The 21,349-nt window shown below is 42.5% G+C and carries 17 protein-coding genes; 7 read left to right on the top strand and 10 right to left on the bottom strand.

Going from position 1 to position 21,349, the window contains the following annotated elements; all coding sequences use genetic code 11:
• The first annotated feature begins 179 nt into the window (after positions 1-179).
• From cysM to AB8P72_RS02225, 6 genes are all read left to right on the top strand, one after another.
• Positions 180-1,148, top strand: a complete 969-nt coding sequence (cysM, locus tag AB8P72_RS02250; protein ID WP_068403966.1) for a cysteine synthase CysM — start codon at positions 180-182, stop codon at positions 1,146-1,148.
• A 24-nt stretch (positions 1,149-1,172) separates the two neighbouring features.
• Positions 1,173-2,000 carry a 3'-5' exonuclease gene (locus AB8P72_RS02245; RefSeq protein WP_068403964.1) on the top strand — a complete coding sequence of 276 codons (828 nt, stop codon included), beginning with the start codon at positions 1,173-1,175 and terminating at the stop codon, positions 1,998-2,000.
• A gap of 77 nt (positions 2,001-2,077) precedes the next feature.
• On the top strand, positions 2,078-3,619 hold the full coding sequence (rlmD, locus tag AB8P72_RS02240) for a 23S rRNA (uracil(1939)-C(5))-methyltransferase RlmD (RefSeq protein ID WP_068403962.1): 1,542 nt from the start codon (positions 2,078-2,080) through the stop codon (positions 3,617-3,619).
• A gap of 473 nt (positions 3,620-4,092) precedes the next feature.
• Positions 4,093-6,645, top strand: coding sequence for a bifunctional (p)ppGpp synthetase/guanosine-3',5'-bis(diphosphate) 3'-pyrophosphohydrolase (locus AB8P72_RS02235; RefSeq protein WP_068403961.1), 2,553 nt, complete (start codon positions 4,093-4,095; stop codon positions 6,643-6,645).
• A 64-nt stretch (positions 6,646-6,709) separates the two neighbouring features.
• A complete protein-coding gene (gene mutM, locus AB8P72_RS02230) occupies positions 6,710-7,645 on the top strand; it encodes a bifunctional DNA-formamidopyrimidine glycosylase/DNA-(apurinic or apyrimidinic site) lyase (RefSeq protein WP_068403960.1) in 936 nt (311 codons plus the stop codon).
• Positions 7,646-7,927: 282 nt separating this feature from the next.
• On the top strand, positions 7,928-8,368 hold the full coding sequence (locus AB8P72_RS02225) for a hypothetical protein (RefSeq protein WP_068403959.1): 441 nt from the start codon (positions 7,928-7,930) through the stop codon (positions 8,366-8,368).
• 107 nt (positions 8,369-8,475) lie between these two features.
• On the opposite strand, the gene mscL is transcribed toward AB8P72_RS02225, so the two are convergent.
• The 3 genes from mscL to AB8P72_RS02210 all read right to left on the bottom strand — a co-directional run bounded on the left by mscL (position 8,476) and on the right by AB8P72_RS02210 (position 12,579).
• Positions 8,476-8,919: a large conductance mechanosensitive channel protein MscL gene (gene mscL / locus AB8P72_RS02220; protein WP_068403957.1), complete on the bottom strand. Its 444-nt coding sequence runs from the start codon at positions 8,917-8,919 to the stop codon at positions 8,476-8,478.
• Positions 8,920-9,197: 278 nt separating this feature from the next.
• Positions 9,198-11,045 carry a translational GTPase TypA gene (gene typA / locus AB8P72_RS02215; protein WP_068403956.1) on the bottom strand — a complete coding sequence of 616 codons (1,848 nt, stop codon included), beginning with the start codon at positions 11,043-11,045 and terminating at the stop codon, positions 9,198-9,200.
• A 349-nt stretch (positions 11,046-11,394) separates the two neighbouring features.
• On the bottom strand, positions 11,395-12,579 hold the full coding sequence (locus tag AB8P72_RS02210) for an OmpA family protein (protein WP_068405862.1): 1,185 nt from the start codon (positions 12,577-12,579) through the stop codon (positions 11,395-11,397).
• Between the two features lie 540 nt (positions 12,580-13,119).
• On the opposite strand from AB8P72_RS02210, the gene AB8P72_RS02205 reads away from it, so the two are divergent.
• Entirely contained in the window at positions 13,120-13,707 is a 588-nt protein-coding gene (locus AB8P72_RS02205) for a Tfp pilus assembly protein FimT/FimU (protein ID WP_068405865.1), read from the top strand.
• 19 nt (positions 13,708-13,726) lie between these two features.
• On the opposite strand, the gene AB8P72_RS02200 is transcribed toward AB8P72_RS02205, so the two are convergent.
• From AB8P72_RS02200 to lepA, 7 genes are all read right to left on the bottom strand, one after another.
• Positions 13,727-14,524 (bottom strand): pyridoxine 5'-phosphate synthase, encoded by a 798-nt coding sequence (locus tag AB8P72_RS02200; RefSeq protein ID WP_082894320.1) that lies wholly within the window; start codon positions 14,522-14,524, stop codon positions 13,727-13,729.
• A gap of 75 nt (positions 14,525-14,599) precedes the next feature.
• Positions 14,600-15,385, bottom strand: a complete 786-nt coding sequence (locus AB8P72_RS02195; RefSeq protein WP_191691157.1) for a DNA repair protein RecO — start codon at positions 15,383-15,385, stop codon at positions 14,600-14,602.
• Between the two features lie 74 nt (positions 15,386-15,459).
• A complete protein-coding gene (gene era / locus AB8P72_RS02190; protein WP_369958256.1) occupies positions 15,460-16,536 on the bottom strand; it encodes a GTPase Era in 1,077 nt (358 codons plus the stop codon).
• A 270-nt stretch (positions 16,537-16,806) separates the two neighbouring features.
• Positions 16,807-17,604, bottom strand: a complete 798-nt coding sequence (gene rnc / locus AB8P72_RS02185; RefSeq protein WP_068405869.1) for a ribonuclease III — start codon at positions 17,602-17,604, stop codon at positions 16,807-16,809.
• A gap of 150 nt (positions 17,605-17,754) precedes the next feature.
• Positions 17,755-18,150: a DUF4845 domain-containing protein gene (locus AB8P72_RS02180; RefSeq protein WP_068405871.1), complete on the bottom strand. Its 396-nt coding sequence runs from the start codon at positions 18,148-18,150 to the stop codon at positions 17,755-17,757.
• 169 nt (positions 18,151-18,319) lie between these two features.
• A complete protein-coding gene (gene lepB, locus AB8P72_RS02175; protein WP_068405874.1) occupies positions 18,320-19,222 on the bottom strand; it encodes a signal peptidase I in 903 nt (300 codons plus the stop codon).
• Positions 19,223-19,324: 102 nt separating this feature from the next.
• Positions 19,325-21,124 (bottom strand): translation elongation factor 4, encoded by a 1,800-nt coding sequence (lepA, locus tag AB8P72_RS02170; protein ID WP_068405877.1) that lies wholly within the window; start codon positions 21,122-21,124, stop codon positions 19,325-19,327.
• Positions 21,125-21,349: the final 225 nt, after the last annotated feature.

Below are 21,349 nucleotides of genomic sequence, written 5' to 3'. Positions count from 1 at the left end.
ATGCAGATAAGTACACTGCTTATCCTCAATAAAAATTTATGCATTAAGCGCAGGCGAAAACAAAATGATATAATGACGCAACTTTTTATTGACCACAATCAATCCCTAACGGTCATCAAGTACTGACCTGCTATTTAAACAGCGCCTATTAAAAAACTAATAATCGATAAGGATACCTTATGTCCGCTACGGCCCAGTCAAACGCCAATTTTATTACGCAAATCACTGACCTTGCCGATTGCGTGGGTAAGACGCCTTTGGTCAAATTAAATCGCCTGCCTGAGCAAGAGCAGATTGCCAATGGCGCGGTATTGCTCGCCAAACTCGAAGGCAATAATCCTGCTGGCTCGGTAAAAGACCGTCCGGCATTTAATATGATTTATCAAGCTGAGCAGCGCGGTGATATTAAACCTGGCGATATGCTCATTGAAGCGACCAGCGGCAATACGGGCATTGCTTTGGCGATGGTGGCGGCGATGCGTGGCTATCCAATCACCCTGTTTATGCCAACCAACTCGACTCAAGAGCGTAAAGATGCGATGGCCGCTTATGGTGCGACGCTTATCGAGGTCGACGAAGGCATAGAAGCTTCGCGTGATATGGCGCTACAAATGCAAGCCGACGGTAAAGGTATTGTACTCGATCAGTTTAACAATCCTGATAATAAACAAGCGCACTATTTGACCACCGGCCCTGAGCTGTGGGCGCAAACGGACGGTAAAATCACCCATTTTATCAGCTCGATGGGCACCACAGGTACTATCACTGGCGTTGCGCAATATCTTAAAGAGCAAAACCCTGACATTAAAGTCATCGGTCTACAACCTGACGAAGAAGCATCTATCGCTGGCATCCGCCGCTGGCCTGCCGCTTATATGCCTGGTATTTTTGAAGCAGATTTGGTTGATGAGATCATGGATGTTGATCAGCGGGTCGCTGAAGTTTATATGCGTAAATTGGCGAAAACTGAAGGCATTTTTGCTGGTGTGTCATCAGGTGCAGCGGCATGGGCCGCTACCGAAGTCGCAAAAGCAAATCCTGATGCCGTGATTGCTTTTATCGTTTGCGATCGCGGTGATCGTTATTTATCGACGGGCCTATATAATGTGAATGACGCTGACGACAGCACGGATAACGCCACCCCATAAGCTTATAAATAGGCAGGATTATTTATGTCAAACGCCCTTTCGTCCAGACCTATCTTGGTCTTTGATATTGAAACGGTTGCCGATACCGAGGCTGCCCGCCGTATCTATCCGCAGTTGGCTGAGCTAAATGATGCCGATGCTTTAAACGCATTGACAGCGCTGCGTGTCCAAGAAGCAAGTCACGATTTTATGCGTTTGCCCTTGCAGCGTATTGTCTGTATCTCTGCGCTCTATATTAAAGACGGCAAATTTTCCCTGTTTTCTTTGACCGCCGATAAGTTTAGCGAAAAAGACATACTGAGCAAGTTTTTTCGCGCGTTCAGTGACCTTGAAAAGCTGCCACAGCTGATTAGTTGGAACGGTTCAGGCTTTGATATCCCGGTGCTTATTTATCGCGCGATGCAGTATGACTTATCGGCGCCGTGGTTATTTGAAGAAGGCGAGCGTATCAAAAACATGCGCTTTGATAATTACGTTAATCGCTTCCACAGTCGTCATCTTGATTTGATGGACAGATTTAGCCAATACGGTGCCAGCCGCCGCGAAGCCATGGATATCGTCGCCAGTCTTTATGGCTTGCCCGGTAAAACCGATGTCGATGGCAGTATGGTTGGCGAGTTGGTGAGCAATGGTGATTGGCAAACGTTGTCAATATATTGCGAATCTGATGTGATGAATACTTGGCTGATTTATTTGCGCTGGCTGCGATTGACAGGGCAATTGTCCTCAGCAGATTTTGAGGCATGGCAGCAGCAAAGTCGTGATTATTTAGCAAGTTATACCCAAGCAGATGGCAGTCCTCGCCATCATGAGTTTATTGCTGATTGGTCCTCGGCGCCTGCGCCACACTAGACATCTTAACGACAACGGCTCCCTCATTTTTAGTTATTTACCCTTTATTGCTTATTATTTATTATTAAGGCAGGTTTATGCAGCCCACCGACCCAAAAGATTCTACCACTCTAAACGCCAACCAACAGCCTAACGAGACTCAGACCATTACTATGCCGCCAAGTAAGAAAAAATCCAAGCCTTCGTCAAAAACCCGTCGCCGTTTAAAAGATGCTGAGCCATTACCCTTTAAAATAGATGGCTTGTCGCATGATGGTCGCGGTGTTGCTATTTATGGCAATGGTTTCGGTGAAGCCGACGGTCATATCGAAGACAAACATGGCAAAAAGATTTTTGTCAGCTTTGCGCTACCCGGTGAAAGCGCCTTAGTCAAAATCACCAATAGCCGTAGCAGTTTTGAAGAAGGCGATGCGGTGAGCATTACTGCCAATCCAAACCCTGAGCGCGCAGTAGCGCCCTGCCCGCATTTCGGTGTTTGCGGTGGCTGTAGCTTGCAACATTGGCAGCCCGATGGTCAGATCAACTTTAAGCAATCTGTGCTTGCTGAATTGCTTATGCATCAAGCCAATGTCGAGCCCGATCACTGGCTCGCGCCCGTGGTTGGTGATCGCTTAGGTTACCGTACCAAAGCGCGACTCGGCGTGCGTTATGTCGCCAAAAAAGAAACCGCCTTGGTTGGTTTCCGTGAGCGCTCAAGTAACTTCTTAGCGGAATTAAATGAGTGCCATATCTTAGACCCACGTATTGGTTTTGAGATTGAGAATCTAAAAGCGCTTATCAGCACGCTTGAGAGTCGTGACAAGATTGCTCAGCTTGAATTAGCCATGGGCGAAGCGCTACCAGAGCTACCTGATGGTAATCAACCGGTTGCACTGATTGTACGTAATTTGGCACCATTATCAGATGCCGATATTGAAAAATTAAAAACCTTTTTCGCAGCGCGCAATTGGCAGCTCTATTTACAATCAAAAGGCGCCGATAGCATTCAGCGTATTGCCTTGAGTGACAATGACGATATGACTGAGCAGTTTGGGCGCTTGTATTATCAATTGCCTGAGTATGATTTGACCTTTGAATTTATTCCGACCGACTTTACTCAAGTTAATTTATCGGTCAATCGTCAAATGACCAAGCTTGCTTGTGATTTGTTAGACTTAAAAGCGGGCGAGCGGGTGCTCGATTTGTTCAGTGGTTTGGGTAACTTTAGCTTACCACTCGCGCGTTTGGTCGGCGAAACTGGCGCGGTGGTTGGTGTCGAAGGCAGTGAAGCCATGACCGCTCGCGCGGCCGATAATGCACGCCGTAACGGTATTACTAATACGGATTTTTATAGCCAAGATTTAACGCAAGATTGCACCGATAAACCTTGGGCCAATCAAGGCTTTGACGCGCTACTCATTGACCCACCGCGTTCGGGCGCTTGGGAGATTATGCAGTATCTGCCAAAGTTCAATGCCGAGCGTATTGTCTATGTCTCTTGTAACCCTGCTACCCTCGCCCGCGATACCAAAGCTTTGTTAGAGCAAGGCTATCGTTTGACGCATGCAGGCGTGATGGATATGTTCTGTCATACCGGTCACGTCGAATCTATTGCGCGCTTTGAGAAAGTTGCAGTTTAGCGTCAGCTGTAGTAGTGCTGATATTTTAAAACAAGAGGTTTAAAAAAATATATTTTAGCGCAGCGTATTTTAACACACGCTACGCTATAGTATGAAAACAACGTATGACAGGTATAAATAAGCACAACCTTTTTGACCCTATTACTTTAGATAAAGTGGCTTAAATGCCAGGGTTAAACAGGCGTTATGTTATCGAAAGCGACATTATCATTACAGAGCCTTGCTTGATTTGTCATTATGAAATGAGATAATAACAGCCAATATATTTAGACTTTCTTCAACAAGATATCGTGAGTATTCTTTATCCTTACTCAGCGCTTTATATATTATTTATGTCTGTCATTTATAGCTGCTAAAAATGGATTTTTTAGCGGCTGAATTGATTTATAGCTGACACTTTACCTATGGAAACCTAAAAGTGTGGTTGGTAAATGGGCTTTTAATCAATTTAGAATAGCTAAGAGGAGTGGGCTATGGTAAAAATTCGTGAAGGGCTACCGCTGGTAGATGGACAAACCACGCAAGCCGATAGCGCAACATTGGCCGCACAACTGGTCGCGAGCCAACGCTCTCATCAGTCTGCCAATAGCTATGCCCAAATTCCACACGATATCAAATATCAGCTGTCCACTCATAAACTGCATACCACCTTTGATCGCTCCGCGCAGTATGCTTATCACAGCCATGACCCCAACCTCGAAGATGAGTATTTAGATAATCAACTGCTGGATGATGCCAATGCGCTTTCGGCACAAGAACTAGAAGCCATTGATTTAGATCAGATAAATATCGACGTCCCTACTTGGCTGGATAATGTTGCCAAGCGTATCGGGCAAGAGTCTGTGCCCAATCTTGCTAGCGCTTGCGAGTTTATCCGCAGTCACATGAATACCAGCGAATCTGAGCGTTCAGGCGCTTACGTCACCGGTATTGCCATGACCGATATCTTGACTTACCTTTATCAAGATGAAAATGCGCTTGTCGCCGCGATGCTTTATCGTAGCGCCCGCAAATCGATTATTAGCCTCGCGGAAATTGAAAAAAAATTCGGTGCCGATATCTCAACCTTGGTTAAAGATACCTTGGCAATGGGAAAACTGTCGGAAATCATCGAAAGCAATAAGCGCTTAGAAGACCATTTCGTTAATAATCAGCGTGATCAGCTCTCCAACATTTATAGCATGCTCATCTCAGTCACCAACGATGTACGCGTGGTGCTGATTAAATTGGCTGAGCGTACCTTTGCCATGCGCGAACTGACTTTTTCTGGTGAAGAACGACAATATCGGGTCGCGCGTGAGGTTATGACCATTTATGCGCCATTGGCTCACAGACTGGGCATTGCCCAATTAAAATGGGAGCTAGAAGACTTAGCCTTTCGCTATCTGGCGCCAGAACGTTATAAAGAAATTGCCAAACTGTTATCAGAAAAACGCAGCGAACGTGAATCCTATATCCAGCGCGTCCAAGATAAGCTTAATGAAGCATTAGCGGAAGCGGGTATCGAAGGCGAGGTATCAGGCCGCGTCAAGCACATCTACTCTATTTACCGAAAAATGAAGCTCAAAGGTTTATCTTTTGATCAGCTGTATGACATTCGTGCGCTACGGGTCTTGGTCAATAATCCTTCAGATTGCTATCACGTGTTGGGCTTGGTACACGGTTTATGGCGCTATATCCCTGAGCAATTTGACGATTATATTACCAATCCAAAATCAAATGGTTATCGCTCGCTTCATACCGCCGTTATTGCCGAAAATAAATCGCTTGAAGTACAAATTCGCACCCAAGAAATGCACTTTGAAGCCGAGCTTGGCATGTGTGCGCATGTTAATTATAAAGAAGGGCTAAAAAATAAAAAGGACAATTACCTTAACCAAAGAATCAGCTCATTACGTCAGCTCTTATCGATTAATAACGAAACGCGCAATCAGCCGCGCTCAGCATTACTGACCGGCGAAGAATTAGAAGAAATCGAGTTCGACGATGATGAGCAGTTGGTTGATTTTGATGAGCTCGAGCGTATTTATATCTTTAGTCGTGATGGCGATATTACAGAATTACCAAAAGGTGCCACTGTACTGGACTTTGCTTATTATGTACACACGCAAGTCGGTAACCGAGCGCAAGCGGCGCGCGTCAATCAGCGCTATGTGCCGCTGACTTACCAGTTAAAAACGGGTGAACAAGTTGAGATTATCACCAAAGCCTCGCGTGAACCCAATCGCGATTGGCTAGTCGCCTCGCTCGGTTATATTCATACCAACCGCGCGCGCTCAAAACTGCGTCAATGGTTCAATAAGCAAGACCGCGATAAAAATATCGAGATAGGTCGCCAAATGCTCAGTAAAGAGCTTGAGCGCTTATCGGTGCACCCAAACAGTATTGATTTAAACGATTATATCCAGCATTTTAACGTCAATAATACCGATGATATCGTGGTTGGTTTGGTCACGGGTGATATCAGTCTTAATCAGTTGACCAGTCACATTTCTCGCCAGTTAGATTTAGAGCCTGAAAAACCTGAGGAAGATTTCACCCCAAGTATCGATACAAGAAATGCGGGGAAACTTGACGCTTATAAAATTCGTATCGATGGTTTGGATAATATCGAGATTAATTTAGCGGGCTGCTGCCATCCTGTCCACGGTGAACCTATCGCAGGCTACATTACTTTATCGCGCGGCGTCAGCGTGCATAACCGCGGTTGTCCCGAGTACCTACGCTTGATTGAACGGGATCCTGAGCGCGAAATTGAAGCCGCTTGGACAGTTAAAGCTGGTCGTTATCAGCCGGTAGATATCCATGTCGAAGCCTATGATCGGCGCGGGCTACTGCGTGATTTGACCCAAATTATTGATAAAGAAAACGTCAATATTCGTCAGGTTGAAACGCTCAGTAACGATGACAATATCGCCTTTTTAAAGTTTCATGTTGAAGTTTCAGGGCTGGCACATTTGTCTAAGTTACTGGCCAAGCTCGAGCAGCAACATGGTATCTTGCATGCTCGCCGTGCTGTTGTTTGATAGCTTAAACTTTAAAATTTTTGTAAATAACCTTTATATATAATAGAGTCTGATAAAAAATACTATGCCTGAGTTGCCGGAAGTAGAAACCACCAAAACCAGCCTGACACCTTTATTAGGTCAACAAGTGGTCGATGTCAAAGTTTTTCAACCAAAGCTACGCTGGTCGATGCCCGATGATTTAAACCAACTGGTTGATTATACTTTGGACAGTGTCGAGCGCCGAGCGAAGTATTTAATCCTAAATTTTATACCGCTCACTTCTGTTAATACCAACGCTTCTATTCAGCCAAATAGCTTAACACCGCGCCAACTTTTGATTCACCTTGGTATGTCGGGTAGCTTACAGCAACACAGCCATGGCACCGATAAACGTAAACATGACCATTTAGTGGTAACATTTAGCGGCGATGATAATAGCCAAACACAGCTACATTATTATGATCCGAGGCGATTTGGCTCAGTGCTATGGTTTAAAGATTACGGTTCTAAGCTTTTAGATCATTTGGGTCCCGAGCCATTATCAGCAGACTTTACCGCTGATTACTTATATCATTTAATTCAGCGCTTGGACAATCCAAACCAAACCTCGGATAACAACATAGCTCACAAAACCAATAGCAAGCAGCCTATCAAGCGCGCGATTAAATCAGTAATTATGGAGCAGCAAGTGGTTGTTGGCGTTGGTAATATTTATGCAACTGAAAGCCTTTATTTATCAGGTATTCATCCGGCAACACCAGCTAATGAAGTATCTCATGAGCAAATAGTTATCTTGGTTGAGCATATCAAAGCCATTTTAAAAAAGGCCATCACGCTAGGTGGTTCCACATTACGCGATTTTACCGTTGCCAGCGGTCAAACCGGCTACTTCCAGCAAACATTAAATGTTTATGGTAGACAGGGCGAAACCTGTCCGCATTGCGATACGCTATTAGAAAATATTAAGTTAAATGGGCGTGCCAGTGTCTTCTGTCCTAACTGTCAGCCTACCGAATGATGCATTTTCTAAATAGCTCCAAAATAAAGATTTAAAAAGTCTGTACAGTTCTGAAGCTATATACTCGAAATATTTTTTGCAGATAAAGATATTCTGCGCATTTTTGTTGCTTATTAACTTACATCTTGCTTTAATAGGGCTGATACTGTCTTTTATAGTGCAAGGTATTTGTATAAGCAAGATATTAAGAATACTTATTAATATCTATCGTTGTCGCATTATTTCTATATGAAAATAGCAGCAGCTATGAACCATATTTTTTATGAGTTTTAGGATATCATCATGAGCGCTCCAGCTAAAATGAAACGCACAGCTAAATATAAACTACTTACCATGATGGCAAGCATAAGCTTGATTTTTGCTGGCATGCAGCCCGCTCTAGCCGCGATAGAAATTGATGAAACGGATTTTGGCCCCTCTTATGAAACGATGGTCGTTGATACTATTGTCGGTAAACCATTACAGCTGGTGACCGCTGTGGCAGGCACTGCCGCTTATCTTGTCAGTCTGCCCTTCTCGCTTATCGGCGGTAACGCCGACCAAGCACAGCAGAAATTATTCGTTGAACCTTGGGATGCCATGGGACGCTGCCTAGGCTGTACAGTTGCCGAAGACAACTATTATAAGTCGCAAGTCGTTGACAATAATGTCGTCCGCATTGTAGTCGATGGTCCTTCAGAAATCTTGATTAATACCAATGACTATGTGGTAGTTAGGCCTTAGGTTATAAAATAATAAAATAATCATCGAATTTAACCGTTCTTAGATTAAAATAAAAAAAGCTAACTTCTTGTTAGCTTTTTTTATTACCGCAAGTAAATGACATAATCTTATTTTGAAATATTAGAGTTACCAAGTTTAGCGCTAATCTCACGCAGCAGCTGTACTTCTTCTGACGGTCCTTTCACCGCTTCTTCCACTTCATCTTTACGACGTAATCTATTTACCATTTTGACCATCATAAAGATGATAAACGCCAAAATTAGGAAGTTAATCAATACTGTGATAAAGCTACCATAAGCCAACACTGGTACACCTGCTGCCTTGAGTGCATCATAAGTCATGGCCACACCTTCAGGCGCATCACCTAATATAAAAAACATGTTTTTGAAATTAATTTCGCCGCCGGCAATAAAAGCAACGATAGGCATAATAATGTCTTCAACCAAAGAAGTCGTAATAGTCGCAAAAGCGCCACCAATGATGACTCCGACTGCTAGGTCCATTACGTTACCTTTTAAAGCAAATTCCTTAAACTCAGATACCATACTCATGATGTCACTCCTTGAAAGTTTAATTAATTATCATATAGATGATGAACCAAATTTTCCGATATTGATTTTTTAAACCTGTCTAAATAAATAACACTCATTGATTAGATCATTTTTATTATATATGAAAACCAAGCACAAAAAAAAGCAATATAAAGTGAACTTTACTCTGCTCACCTTATACTGCTAATTTTCAATATTAAAGCCAATCATGAACCATTAGCTTTGAGTGCTTTTTTAATATTGAAAATATAAATTACCAAGTAATTTACGTATCGATATTAAGCGTTTTTCTTGCGACCATGACGCTTACGTTCATTTTCAGTCAAATAACGCTTACGCAGACGTATGGCTTTTGGCGTTACTTCTACTAATTCGTCATCTTGAATGAATTCAAGCGCTTGCTCAAGGGTAAATTTAACCGCTGGCGTCAGCGTCAACGCTTCATCAGTACCACTGGCACGGACGTTGGTTAACTGTTTAGCAGTCGTTGGGTTCACAACCATATCATCATTACGAGAGTTCAAACCAACAATCATACCTTCGTAAACTTCAAGCTGTGGCTCAGCGAACAATTTACCACGTTTTTGTAGGTTAAATAGAGCGAAACCTAAGCAAACACCATTGGCCATAGAAACCAATACGCCGTTTGAACGACCACCAACATCACCAATCTTTTGTGGACCGTAATGTGAGAAGCTTGAAGTCATGATACCAGTGCCCGAGGTCAAGGTTAAAAACTCTGAACGGAAACCAATCAAACCACGTGCAGGCATAGTCGCTTCAATACGCATACGACCTTTACCATCAAGCTCCATATTGGTCATCTCGCCTTTACGCAAGCCGACTTGTTCCATAATTGGACCTTGATGCGCGTCTTCAATATCAAAAACAACGTTTTCATATGGTTCTTGTAGCTTGCCATCCACTTCTTTCACAATAACTTCTGGACCTGATACGCCAAGCTCAAAACCTTCGCGGCGCATGTTTTCGATCAATACTGATAAATGCAGCTCACCACGACCTGATACTTTAAATTTATCTGGAGACTCGGTATCTTCTACACGTAGTGCCACGTTGTGAATCAATTCACGCTCAAGACGCTCACGAATATTACGTGACGTCACAAATTTACCTTCACGGCCCGCAAATGGTGAGTTATTCACTTGGAAGTTCATCGATACCGTTGGCTCATCGACAGTCAATGCTGGCAATGCTTCAACATGGTTAGGGTCACAAATGGTGTCTGAAATATTTAGCGCATCAATACCGGTAATACAAACGATATCGCCCGCTTGCGCATCGTCTACTTCAATACGCTCAAGACCGTGATAACCCATGATTTTTAGGATACGACCGTTACGCGTTTTACCATTTTTATCAATGACAGTCACAGGCGTATTGGTTTTAACTTTACCGCGCTGAATACGGCCAATACCGATAACGCCAACGAAGCTGTTATAGTCAAGGCTAGAAATTTGCATGCGGAAAGGTGCATCTGCATCGACTTGCGGTGGCTGTACCACATCAACGATGGTTTTAAACAACGGCGTCATGTCATCCGCTAAATTATCTGCTTCCAAACCAGCAATACCGTTTAAGGCAGATGCATAAACCACTGGGAAATCTAATTGCTCGTCAGTAGCACCCAAATTATCAAATAGATCAAAGATTTGATCCATTACCCAATCAGGGCGTGAACCAGGACGGTCGATCTTATTAATAACCACAATCGGTTTTAGACCTTGCTCAAACGCCTTTTGAGTGACAAAACGCGTTTGTGGCATTGGACCATCAACACCGTCAACAACTAATAATACGCAGTCAACCATTGACATAACGCGTTCAACTTCGCCACCAAAGTCGGCGTGACCTGGGGTGTCGACGATATTAATACGGTATTCAGTACCATCAGTGTCATCTGTCCACCGGATGGCCGTATTTTTTGCCAAAATAGTAATACCACGTTCTTGCTCAATATCACCTGAATCCATTGCGCGTTCCGCAATGTTTGCACGGTCGCCAAAAGTACCAGATTGATGTAATAACTTATCAACCAAAGTGGTTTTACCGTGGTCAACGTGGGCAATAATTGCAATGTTACGCAGGTGTTTGATATCGTTCGCCATATAAAATGCTCGTTTCGTCTTAAAAAATGCAGTAGCAGTAAGCACCGCTGGATAAACTGTTGCCACCAGTCAGGTAGACATGATTACTTTATGATTAAATGATTGCGCGATAGGCAAATTAGTTAATATTAGTAAAATCAATTACCTACGCTGATAAATCCATCGTACAGATAGCTATGCTGATGTACACTTTGTCAATTTACAAAGTGTTTGGGTCGCTAGTATAACATTATTGCGCTATCAATTTATGCAATAACTTACTTTTCTGAGTGTATAAATAAAAAAAAGCCACCCAAAGGATGACTTTTTTTGTAACTAATTAAGTTAATACATAATTAGTAGCGTCTACTTACTGAACAACCATATCTTTAGTTTGTTCAACAGTCATGGTTTTGTCACCAGTAATGATGGCATATACACGACGGTTCATAGCGCGACCTTCTTCAGTGTTGTTATCTGCGATTGGTTGGTCATAACCATAGCCAACTGTTGATAGACGGTTTGGCTCGATACCAAATTCGTTGGTCAACATAGATTTCACTGCAACTGCACGAGCTTCAGATAGACGTTGGTTATAACGTGCTGAAGGACCTGTTTTAGAAGCGTGACCTTCAACGCGAGCGGTAGAGTTAGGATACTCACGCATCTTCTCTGCTACTTTAGCGATTTCAGGTTTGTATTGGTTTTTGATAGTTGATTTGTCGTTATCAAAGAACACACGTAGTTCCATTTTTAGCTCATCAGTAATATCTACTGGTACTGGGCAACCGCGCTCATCAACTACTACGTTCATTGGAGTGCCTGGGCATGCATCGATGCTATCAGGTACGCCATCACCGTCAGAATCAAGATCAGACTCAACGACTACTACTGGAGCAGTGTCAACTAATGGCTCTTGCATTGGCGGTACAGCAACAGTAGGCGCTAAGTGGCCACCTAGTACAACTTCTAGACCAGCTAGAGCCATACCTTCCCACCAGTTTTGATCAAAGTTATGGATCGCACGAGCTTCACCACGTAGGCTTAACGCATCGTTAATACGATACATAGCACCTAAACCTAGGTTACCGATAGTATCTACAGTACCAGAAACCATCTCACCGCTTGCATCTTCAATTTCAATTTTAGAACGACCAGCACCAACTAAGGCATATGGTTTGAATGCATTATCAGTATAACCGCTGAACTCTTCAAAACCGATTAGGAAGTTACCAGAAATCATTTCTTGTTCTGCGTCAAATGCATCACTACCGTCTTGACGGATAGCATCAGTATTAGATACACCATATTCTACCTGAAACTGAGTAGAAGGAGTTAACTCGATACCTAAAGCAGCACCAGTATATAAACCATTTTCTTTATAATAGCTATCACCACTACCACTATAGTCTTTTAAAAGCTCTGCCTGTTCATCATCAGCACCTTCGCTGTAGTGATAACCAAGTAATAACGGGCTAATAGTAACACCAGCGTTTGCTGCTAGTGGAGCCGCTGTAATGGCAAATAATGCCAAAGCAATTTTATTTAATTTCATGAACTTCCTCCAAAGGATAATTTTAGTAATGCGTCAAGCAAAACCGCATCTTAAGATGTCCAAAAGCAGACATCATTTACGAATTTGAAATTACAAAGCAAAACCAATTAAGAAGTAGCTTAGCGATTATCAATTCAGTTTACAACTTTTTTCGTTAACCAGCTACACATTATTACACGATAATGTCATAACTAAAACACATTAGCCAGCTTAACTTACTGACGACTAACACACTTTACACTCTTTATCTTTTGTGTGTGAGGTCGCAATAGATGATGAAACGAATCCTATCTATTGTTTCAAGATATTTTAATACAAATCGTTAATTTTCTCTATCGTTAAAACTCCTTATTCACGAATTGAAACATTCTTTGACAGTAGACATATATTTGGTCTATATTCACTTAGCTAAACATTTTTCTGCTAATATCCAATATAGAACTTACGTAAACTTTATAGATACTTAAAATTTTGGCGCAACATTCAGGTTAATCGATTATTAATATATAGCTGTACCTCTTGTATAGGTAGCAATCTCTCATGATTCAATTATATAAAGTATCGTCAAGAAAGCAGACTCATTTTCAAGCACATAATAAATATGGCTTTACCTTGATAGAGCTGATTGTTACTGTCGCTGTGCTGACTATTATAGCAATGATTGCGACGCCTTATATCTTAGAGCAATTAGCAAGCATAGAAGCGAAGCGTATTGAGAGCCAAATTAAAAATACGCTAAAGTTAGCGAAAGCTGAAAGCCACATTAAAAGACAAAACTTGTTGCTTTGTCTTTCTAATGACGGCGCTACATGTCATAGAGACAGCTATAAGAAGCTATTATTATTTTTAGATGCAAATGACAATAAAAACTTTGACTTAGGAGTTGATGACCTGCTAGAAGAGCAGGCTTTAGAACCTAAATATAGTACCTTGTATTTACGAGTAGGAGATAAGCGTCATTACACCAAATTCTGGGGCGATAGCGGTAAACCCCGTGGCCATTTCGGACATATTAAGTACTGTCCAACCTCAACCTATAATCATGCCATGTATCAAATTTCATTTAATCAAGGAGGTGGTATTACTTATAAGCCTAATGCAAGCCACCCTACTGATTGTGGACAATAGAAATTACGACATTAAGTGTTTAAACATTTTGACGCATAGCAGACTTCATCATAACAACCGCTTGCTCTAACCCCACAAAAACAGCATCAGCAATAAGAGCGTGTCCGATATTTAGCTCATATATACCATCAATTTGCGCAATAGCGTGGACATTATCACGCGTCAAACCATGACCAGCATTAACCAAAAGCCTGGGATCAGCATGTTGCGCGGTTTGCACAGCTTGCTTAATTCGAGTAAGCTCATCATTCATTTTAGCGATATTACCTGCTAAACCCGCTTCCGCATAAGCGCCAGTATGCAATTCAATTGCATCTGCCCCACAGCTTACCGCTGCCGCAATCTGCTTGTCTTCTGGATCAATAAATAAAGAAACCTTGATACCGACTGCTTGTAATTTACTAACATAATCTGTTAGCCAAGCTACCTGCCCTGCAACGTCAAGTCCGCCTTCGGTAGTCAATTCGGCACGTTTTTCAGGTACTAAACATACCCAATACGGCTTAACTTGACGAGCAATCTCTAGCATCTCAGCCGTTGCTGCTATCTCCAAATTCATTCTGGTGGTTAGCTGCTCAGCTATCTCATAAACGTCAGCGTCTTGAATGTGACGGCGGTCTTCACGCAAATGAATGGTGATACCATCAGCTCCAGCTTGCTCACATAGCAGAGCAGCCGCCAAGGGGCTAGGGTAACTGACACCGCGAGCCTGACGTAAGGTCGCTACATGGTCAATATTTACCCCTAACAGAGGCTTTTTTAAGGCATTTTCTGAAGTTTGTGCTAAGTTGGAAGTCTTTACTGTAGTATTAGTCATAAAAAAATCCTTTTGTTCATATTTGGGTAATTTACTAAAAAATAGTTTATAGAATATTGGTATTTTACGCTTAAGTTAAGATTGATAGCGCTGTTGCTGCTGCCAAAGTAAGCGACTTTGTAAAGGCTGATAATCGAGCAAATGGTCAATTAATTGCCGATGCAAACGTGACCATGCATTGAGATTTGAGCTAGATAAACCTTGCTCTGCCATCGATAAAATCTCATTACCTTTAAAAATTTTTTGTGTAACAGCTATATCATCATTATGCACAATTGGCACTAAGCCCACATCAGGTAAAAAATGGTACCAGGTGTCGAGCTCGATAGCTTGATCTAAACTGTCATGTTTTAAAGTTAAAGCAAAACCCAATTCGTTAAACAAATACGCTTCAAACTGACGCAAACACAAACGCAGCTCGTTCGCAGTTAAAGGCTGCTTAAGCTGCTGTAAGCTATTTTGGTAGTGTTGCCATAATATTGGCATGGGATCTTCGGTGGGTAATAGTCGCCACAGTATTTCATTTAAATACAAGGCTGCATACTGATGTTGTCCGCTGATATTTTCATGATGCGGCGTCTCTACTAGATTTACGTTAGTGTCTTTTACCACTAAAGAATTTTGGGCTACTTGGGCTACTGAATCTTGAATTGCACTTAATGGCGCAATATTAATCTGCGTGAATGTTTTTAAATCGCGTTTACCGCTGGCAAAAAGTTGCAGGGGCATAAAAAGCGGCGCGCCTTTTTTGCCAACGCCATGGATGACACCATGTTGCTGAGAAAAAAGATAGTATAAGGCGCGCTTTTCTTGGTAGGGGCGCTGATGTAATAAATAACCGATTAACGCTTCATTACGCATGGATTATTACCTCAGCCGTGGTGATATAGAGACATGGCGGTAAACATCTACTCACCATGCTTTTTTAATCGTGCTTAATATCCTAAACTGGTCAAAGCGCGCTCATCATCAGACCAGCCGCGTTTCACTTTCACCCACAGTGTTAACATAATTTTCTTATCAAACAGCTGTTCCATGTCTTTACGTGCATCCATACCGACCTGTTTGATACGCTGACCCTTATCACCAATGACAATCGCTTTTTGTCCGCTACGCTCAACATAAATGGTCGCATCGATAAAAGTGACCGCTTTACGCGGACGACCAGTTTTTGGGTCAATATGCGCCGCTTCGTCTTTAAAACCATCAATCTGTACCGTCAAATCGTATGGTACTTCATCGCCTGCACTACGCATGATTTTTTCGCGAATAATTTCACTGGCTAAAAAGCGCTCTGAGCGATCGGTAATCTGCTCGCTATCATAGATAGGATCGGCGATTGGCAAATGCGAGGCAATCACTTCTTGCAAACGGTCTAGGTTTTGATTTTTTAAAGCAGAAACAGGGACGATATCAGCAAAATCAAAACTTTCATTAAACGTTTCGATCAGTGGTAACACGCTACCTTTATCTTTCAGCGTATCGGCTTTATTAATTACCAATACTACGGTCAGATTGGTATCGCCAAGCTTTTGTAGGGTTAATAAATCGTCATCACGCCACTGATCTGAATCAACCACAAATAACACCAAATCAACATCAACCAATGCAGAGACGGCAGCTTTATTCATACGCTCATTGATAGCCCGTACTTCATTGCGATGAATACCTGGGGTATCAACAAACACCGCCTGCATCTCGTCATTGGACAAAATGCCGTGGATACGGTGACGGGTAGTTTGCGGTTTACGCGAGGTAATAGACAGTTTTTGACCCAATAAATGGTTCATCAAGGTTGATTTACCCACATTCGGGCGACCAACAATGGCCACATAACCGGCTTTAAAATCTTCAGCGATATGGGCATTGTTATTTGATGAAAAGAACTCTTCTATCGTCGCATCGTTATCTAACGTCGTATCTTCGGTGTTATTAACTTTTAGATTGGTATCGTTTAATCTGACGTTGTTTTTCTGCGCGTCATCTTGTACAACGTCATTTTCTTCAGCCATATTTTGGTTTGAACTCATATCTGGGTTTTCGGTCATATCTCTGGCATTATCTTCATTATTTAATGGCAAATCACGGTGATTGCTCATGGGTTAATCCTATGGAGGTTGTCATCAGTTATGCCACTTATTAATTGTTTAAAGAAAAGCGACATAAGATTGATCATGTTAAAAAGATTGAAAATTTCAAAAAACAATTCCTTGAAATTATTTATTAAAATCATCGAATTTAGTATTAGAGAAAATGGTTTTTAAAAAATGAGCTTTAAAAAACTAGGTACGTCTTTTTGGCTGTCCTGGCAGTTTATGTAGCTGATTAATCATTAATTCTGCTGCTTTTTGCTCAGCGATACGGCGACTTTCACCAGATTCGGTAATATCAGGACAATTATTTATATTAACTTGACAACGTACTACAAAGATTTGGTGCGGAGCGTTACCACGGGTTTCCATCAGCTCATAATGTGGCAAATCAAACTGCTTAGATTGCAGCCATTCTTGTAAACGGCTCTTGGCGTCTTTTAGCGCTTTTTGGTCACTGACATTGTCTATGAGATCACCATACCACGATAGCACGCACGCACGGGTAATATCCATATCTTGACTGTCTAAATAAATAGCGCCTATTAATGACTCTACCGCATCTGCCAAGATAGAAGCACGATTGCGCCCGCCGCCTTTTCGCTCACCCACGCCCAATATCAAATGATTAGACAGCTCTAGGTTTTGCGCAATAATTACTAGCGATTCCTGCCGTACCAAAGTTGCCCGCATGCGCGTCAGACGGCCTTCATTTTGCGTAGGATAGCGGTGATATAAGGCCTCACCAACGATCATCCCTAATAAAGCGTCGCCCAAAAACTCTAAGCGCTCATAGTTTTTCTTGCTATCAAAGGAGCGATGGGTAAGCGCCAGTTTAGGCAAGCTTAAATCATTAAACACATAGCCCAACTTGCGCGACAAGATCGCTAACCGTTGAATAAATTCTGCGCTAATAATAAGCGTGTCATCAGACACGCTATTTTTATGGGGATTGGGAACCGCCTGAGGAGACTGCGAAGTTGGTTTCATGCGTGGTCTGTATGTATCCCTTTTTTTCAGTGGTAAATATAATGCAATACCAGTGTTTTAGAAATTGGTTAGAAAATTAAAAACAACAAAGTACTTTATTACTTTGATTTTAACGCTTTAAGTTTTGATATATAAGCTTTAATAGTTAAGTTATTCAGCAGTAGTAGCATCAATGTCGCCTTCAAAGCGATTAACGATATCGATATTACCAAAAAAATTATTGGTGGTTTCATATTTCTTATGAATAGCCAATTGACCTGGTTTTTTATCGGTGAAAGTAAACACTTCTTCTGCTTTGGTATCATAATCGGCGTTAATAGACAGCTGCTTATTCACGCGCTCTACAAACTGCTTGGCCGTTTCTTTATTGGTATTGGACTCTTTAAGCTGCGCACTTAAGGTTTTTGTTAATTGGTAATCGCCAATTTGCGCTGGTACAATAGCGACGAGCAATTTAGCTGCCACGCCCAAAACGATAATGATAAAAACGACACTCGTTACACTAGCACCGCGCTGCGAAGACAACCCAGATAACTGCTGCACCATAGGACCTCTCAAGGGGTAAGTTGCTATAGGTAAACTGCCATATTTAAAAAACTGTCTTATATATAACCTTTAGTATGATGGTTTTTATTAAACAACCATCATATTAGCATAAACTATTATCGGTACATTATTCTTTAGCGCAGCATTATTCTTTAGTGCAGCAATAATATCAATCAATACTACCATTACGCTTAAAGGTTGGTAAGTTAAGACCGGGCGGTTTATGCATCCAAATATAGACCGCTTTACCTGCTAAATTATCATCGGGAACAAAACCCCAAAAACGCCCATCAGCACTACGATCGCGGTTGTCACCCATTACAAAGTAGTGACCTTCTGGCACTTTGATACGCCATTCTGTGCCTTCAGAGCTGACCACTTCCGGCGATTCTTGCTGTAAAAACGGCGCGTACTGCGAGCTATTCATATCCGCTAAATAGCGAACCAAGTGTTTGTTGTCGCCTTGAATCTCTTCAAAGTACTTTGCCTCACTTTCTTCTTGCTGCCCCATTCGTATGGCATTGTCTTCAGTCAACACCTGTCCAGGTGCCACTTGTCCGGCTGGATATAGCTGTGAGGTCAGCTCAGCGTCGGCGTCAAAATTGACCGCTTTGGTAGGAACGGGCGTGTCATTAACTGCAAGCGTCCCTTGATTATAACTGACGGTATCGCCCGGCAAGCCGATCACGCGCTTAATATAGTAAATACTTGGGTTTTCTGGGTAACGAAAAACCGCTACATCGCCGTGCTCGGGCGCGCCTGTATCAAGTACTTTATTATAAGTCAGCGGTAGACGTACGCCATACGCGTATTTATTGACCGCGATAAAATCACCCGTGTACAAGGTTGGCACCATCGACGATGAAGGGATATTAAACGGCTCAATCAAGAATGAGCGCACTATCAAGACCACCGCCAACACTGGGAAAAAATCATATGCCCAACGTACCAGCAAGCTCTCTTTGCCGCGACCGCGGGTTTTACGCTGTTTGAGCGTCAGCTTCTCTAATAGCCAAATAATACCTAAGCCGAGGGTTAATGGCACTAAAATTAAATTAAAATCAAAATCCATACGAATTTGCCTATTAACGAGCTGAAAATCAAACTACTGGTGCAGTAAAGCTGTCTATGCCAAATATTGCTGTGTCTTTATCTTTTAAAAGATAATGAACGTTTAATTATCAACCTGTAAAACCGCTAAGAAGGCTTCTTGTGGAATCTCGACGTTACCCACTTGCTTCATACGTTTTTTACCCGCTTTTTGCTTAGACAATAGCTTTTTCTTACGCGAAACGTCACCGCCATAACACTTCGCTAGGACGTCTTTACGCATGGCTTTAACCGTACTACGACCGATAATTTGACTACCAATCGCCGCTTGAATCGCCACATCAAACATCTGACGTGGAATCAGCTCTTTCATCTTAGTGACCAGCTGATTGCCACGGAAACGCGCTTGATCTTGGTGTACTATCATCGCTAAGGCATCGACTTTATCGCCATTGATGAGGACGTCAACTTTGACCAATTTATCAGCTTGATAACGCTCAAAATTATAATCGAGCGACGCAAATCCGCGCGAGACTGATTTTAGGCGGTCAAAGAAGTCCATGACCACCTCACCCATCGGAATATCAAAAATCAACTGCACTTGGCGACCCATAAAACGCATATCGACTTGGACGCCGCGACGCTCAATACATAGTGTCATGACGTTACCCAAGTAATCTTGCGGCACTAGAATCTGACAGCGGGCAATTGGCTCACGGAACTCTTCGATATTATTTGGTTCAGGCAATCTTGACGGGTTATCTACGTAAATGACTTCACCATTTTTCTTTTCAATCTCATAAATAACCGACGGCGCGGTGGTGATTAAATCCAAGTCATATTCACGCTCTAAACGCTCTTGGATAATCTCCATGTGCAGCATACCTAAGAAGCCACAGCGAAAACCAAAGCCGAGCGCGTCGGAGGTATCAGGCTCAAAGTATAGCGACGCATCGTTAATCTGTAGTTTTTGCAGCGCTTCACGGAATTTTTCAAAATCACTAGAATCTACTGGGAACATACCAGAATAAACTTGCGGCGTGATTTGCTTAAATCCAGGAATGCGCTCAACATCAGGCGTACTGGCATGGGTAATCGTATCACCAACAGGCGCACCAGCAATATCTTTGATTCCTGCGATAACAAAGCCTACTTCGCCCGCTTGTAAAATACCTGTGTCTACAGGTTTCGGGGTAAAGACACCAATTGAGCCCACTAAGTGCGCCTCTTTGGTCGACTTAATATACAGCTTATCGCCTTTTTTAATCGTTCCTTCACGCACACGTACTAAAGACACCACGCCCAGATAGTTATCAAACCATGAGTCGATAATCAATGCCTGTAGCGGTGCATCACGGTCGCCCGTTGGCGCAGGAATAAATTCAACCAAGGCCTCTAGCAGTTTATCAACACCAAGACCAGATTTTGCAGAGACGCGCGGCGCATCAACGGCATCAATACCGATAATATCTTCAATTTCTTGAATCACGCGCTCAGGCTCAACTTGTGGTAAGTCAATTTTATTTAAAACCGCCATCACCTCTAAGCCCTGATCAACAGCGGTATAACAGTTGGCGACCGACTGTGCTTCGACGCCTTGTGCGGCATCAACCACCAATAGCGCGCCTTCGCAAGCCGCTAATGAACGTGAGACCTCATAAGAGAAATCGACGTGACCGGGCGTATCAATGAAGTTTAGCTGATAACGCTCACCGTTAGGATGATCATAAAACAAGGTCACAGACTGGGCTTTAATAGTGATGCCGCGCTCACGCTCAATGTCCATAGAATCAAGGACTTGCGCCTGCATCTCACGATCTTGCAGCGCGCCGCACATTTGAATAAAACGGTCAGCAAGGGTCGACTTGCCGTGATCAATGTGGGCAATAATAGAAAAGTTACGAATATTGGCTAATGCAGTCACAAAGCGCCTACTAAATAATGGAGGATTGAATAACGGATATACATAGTGTCAGATGGCAACCGTCGAATACATACTTATAGCTCATACTGGCCAATACGCCAAAAGAGACAGTTTAAGTACCTACTGTATTGCCGCAATTGAAATGCCCACAGCGCAAATGACTAACTTTTAATACGCGCAGGCATACGAAGGTATTCTAGCAGTTTTCCGCTATAAAGTAAGTGG

The organism is Psychrobacter sp. CLB018 (assembly GCF_041222815.1).
In the GTDB taxonomy this organism is placed as follows: Bacteria; Pseudomonadota; Gammaproteobacteria; order Pseudomonadales; family Moraxellaceae; genus Psychrobacter; species Psychrobacter faecalis.
This window is presented reverse-complemented; position numbering and strand designations above follow the sequence as displayed.

Coding starts and splice junctions, on each gene's coding strand:
- cysM (WP_068403966.1), top strand. CDS start 180: ATGTCCGCTACGGCCCAGTCAAACGCCAATTTTATTACGCAAATCACT.
- AB8P72_RS02245 (WP_068403964.1), top strand. CDS start 1,173: ATGTCAAACGCCCTTTCGTCCAGACCTATCTTGGTCTTTGATATTGAA.
- rlmD (WP_068403962.1), top strand. CDS start 2,078: ATGCAGCCCACCGACCCAAAAGATTCTACCACTCTAAACGCCAACCAA.
- AB8P72_RS02235 (WP_068403961.1), top strand. CDS start 4,093: ATGGTAAAAATTCGTGAAGGGCTACCGCTGGTAGATGGACAAACCACG.
- mutM (WP_068403960.1), top strand. CDS start 6,710: ATGCCTGAGTTGCCGGAAGTAGAAACCACCAAAACCAGCCTGACACCT.
- AB8P72_RS02225 (WP_068403959.1), top strand. CDS start 7,928: ATGAGCGCTCCAGCTAAAATGAAACGCACAGCTAAATATAAACTACTT.
- mscL (WP_068403957.1), bottom strand. CDS start 8,919: ATGAGTATGGTATCTGAGTTTAAGGAATTTGCTTTAAAAGGTAACGTA.
- typA (WP_068403956.1), bottom strand. CDS start 11,045: ATGGCGAACGATATCAAACACCTGCGTAACATTGCAATTATTGCCCAC.
- AB8P72_RS02210 (WP_068405862.1), bottom strand. CDS start 12,579: ATGAAATTAAATAAAATTGCTTTGGCATTATTTGCCATTACAGCGGCT.
- AB8P72_RS02205 (WP_068405865.1), top strand. CDS start 13,120: ATGATTCAATTATATAAAGTATCGTCAAGAAAGCAGACTCATTTTCAA.
- AB8P72_RS02200 (WP_082894320.1), bottom strand. CDS start 14,524: ATGACTAATACTACAGTAAAGACTTCCAACTTAGCACAAACTTCAGAA.
- AB8P72_RS02195 (WP_191691157.1), bottom strand. CDS start 15,385: ATGCGTAATGAAGCGTTAATCGGTTATTTATTACATCAGCGCCCCTAC.
- era (WP_369958256.1), bottom strand. CDS start 16,536: ATGGCTGAAGAAAATGACGTTGTACAAGATGACGCGCAGAAAAACAAC.
- rnc (WP_068405869.1), bottom strand. CDS start 17,604: ATGAAACCAACTTCGCAGTCTCCTCAGGCGGTTCCCAATCCCCATAAA.
- AB8P72_RS02180 (WP_068405871.1), bottom strand. CDS start 18,150: ATGGTGCAGCAGTTATCTGGGTTGTCTTCGCAGCGCGGTGCTAGTGTA.
- lepB (WP_068405874.1), bottom strand. CDS start 19,222: ATGGATTTTGATTTTAATTTAATTTTAGTGCCATTAACCCTCGGCTTA.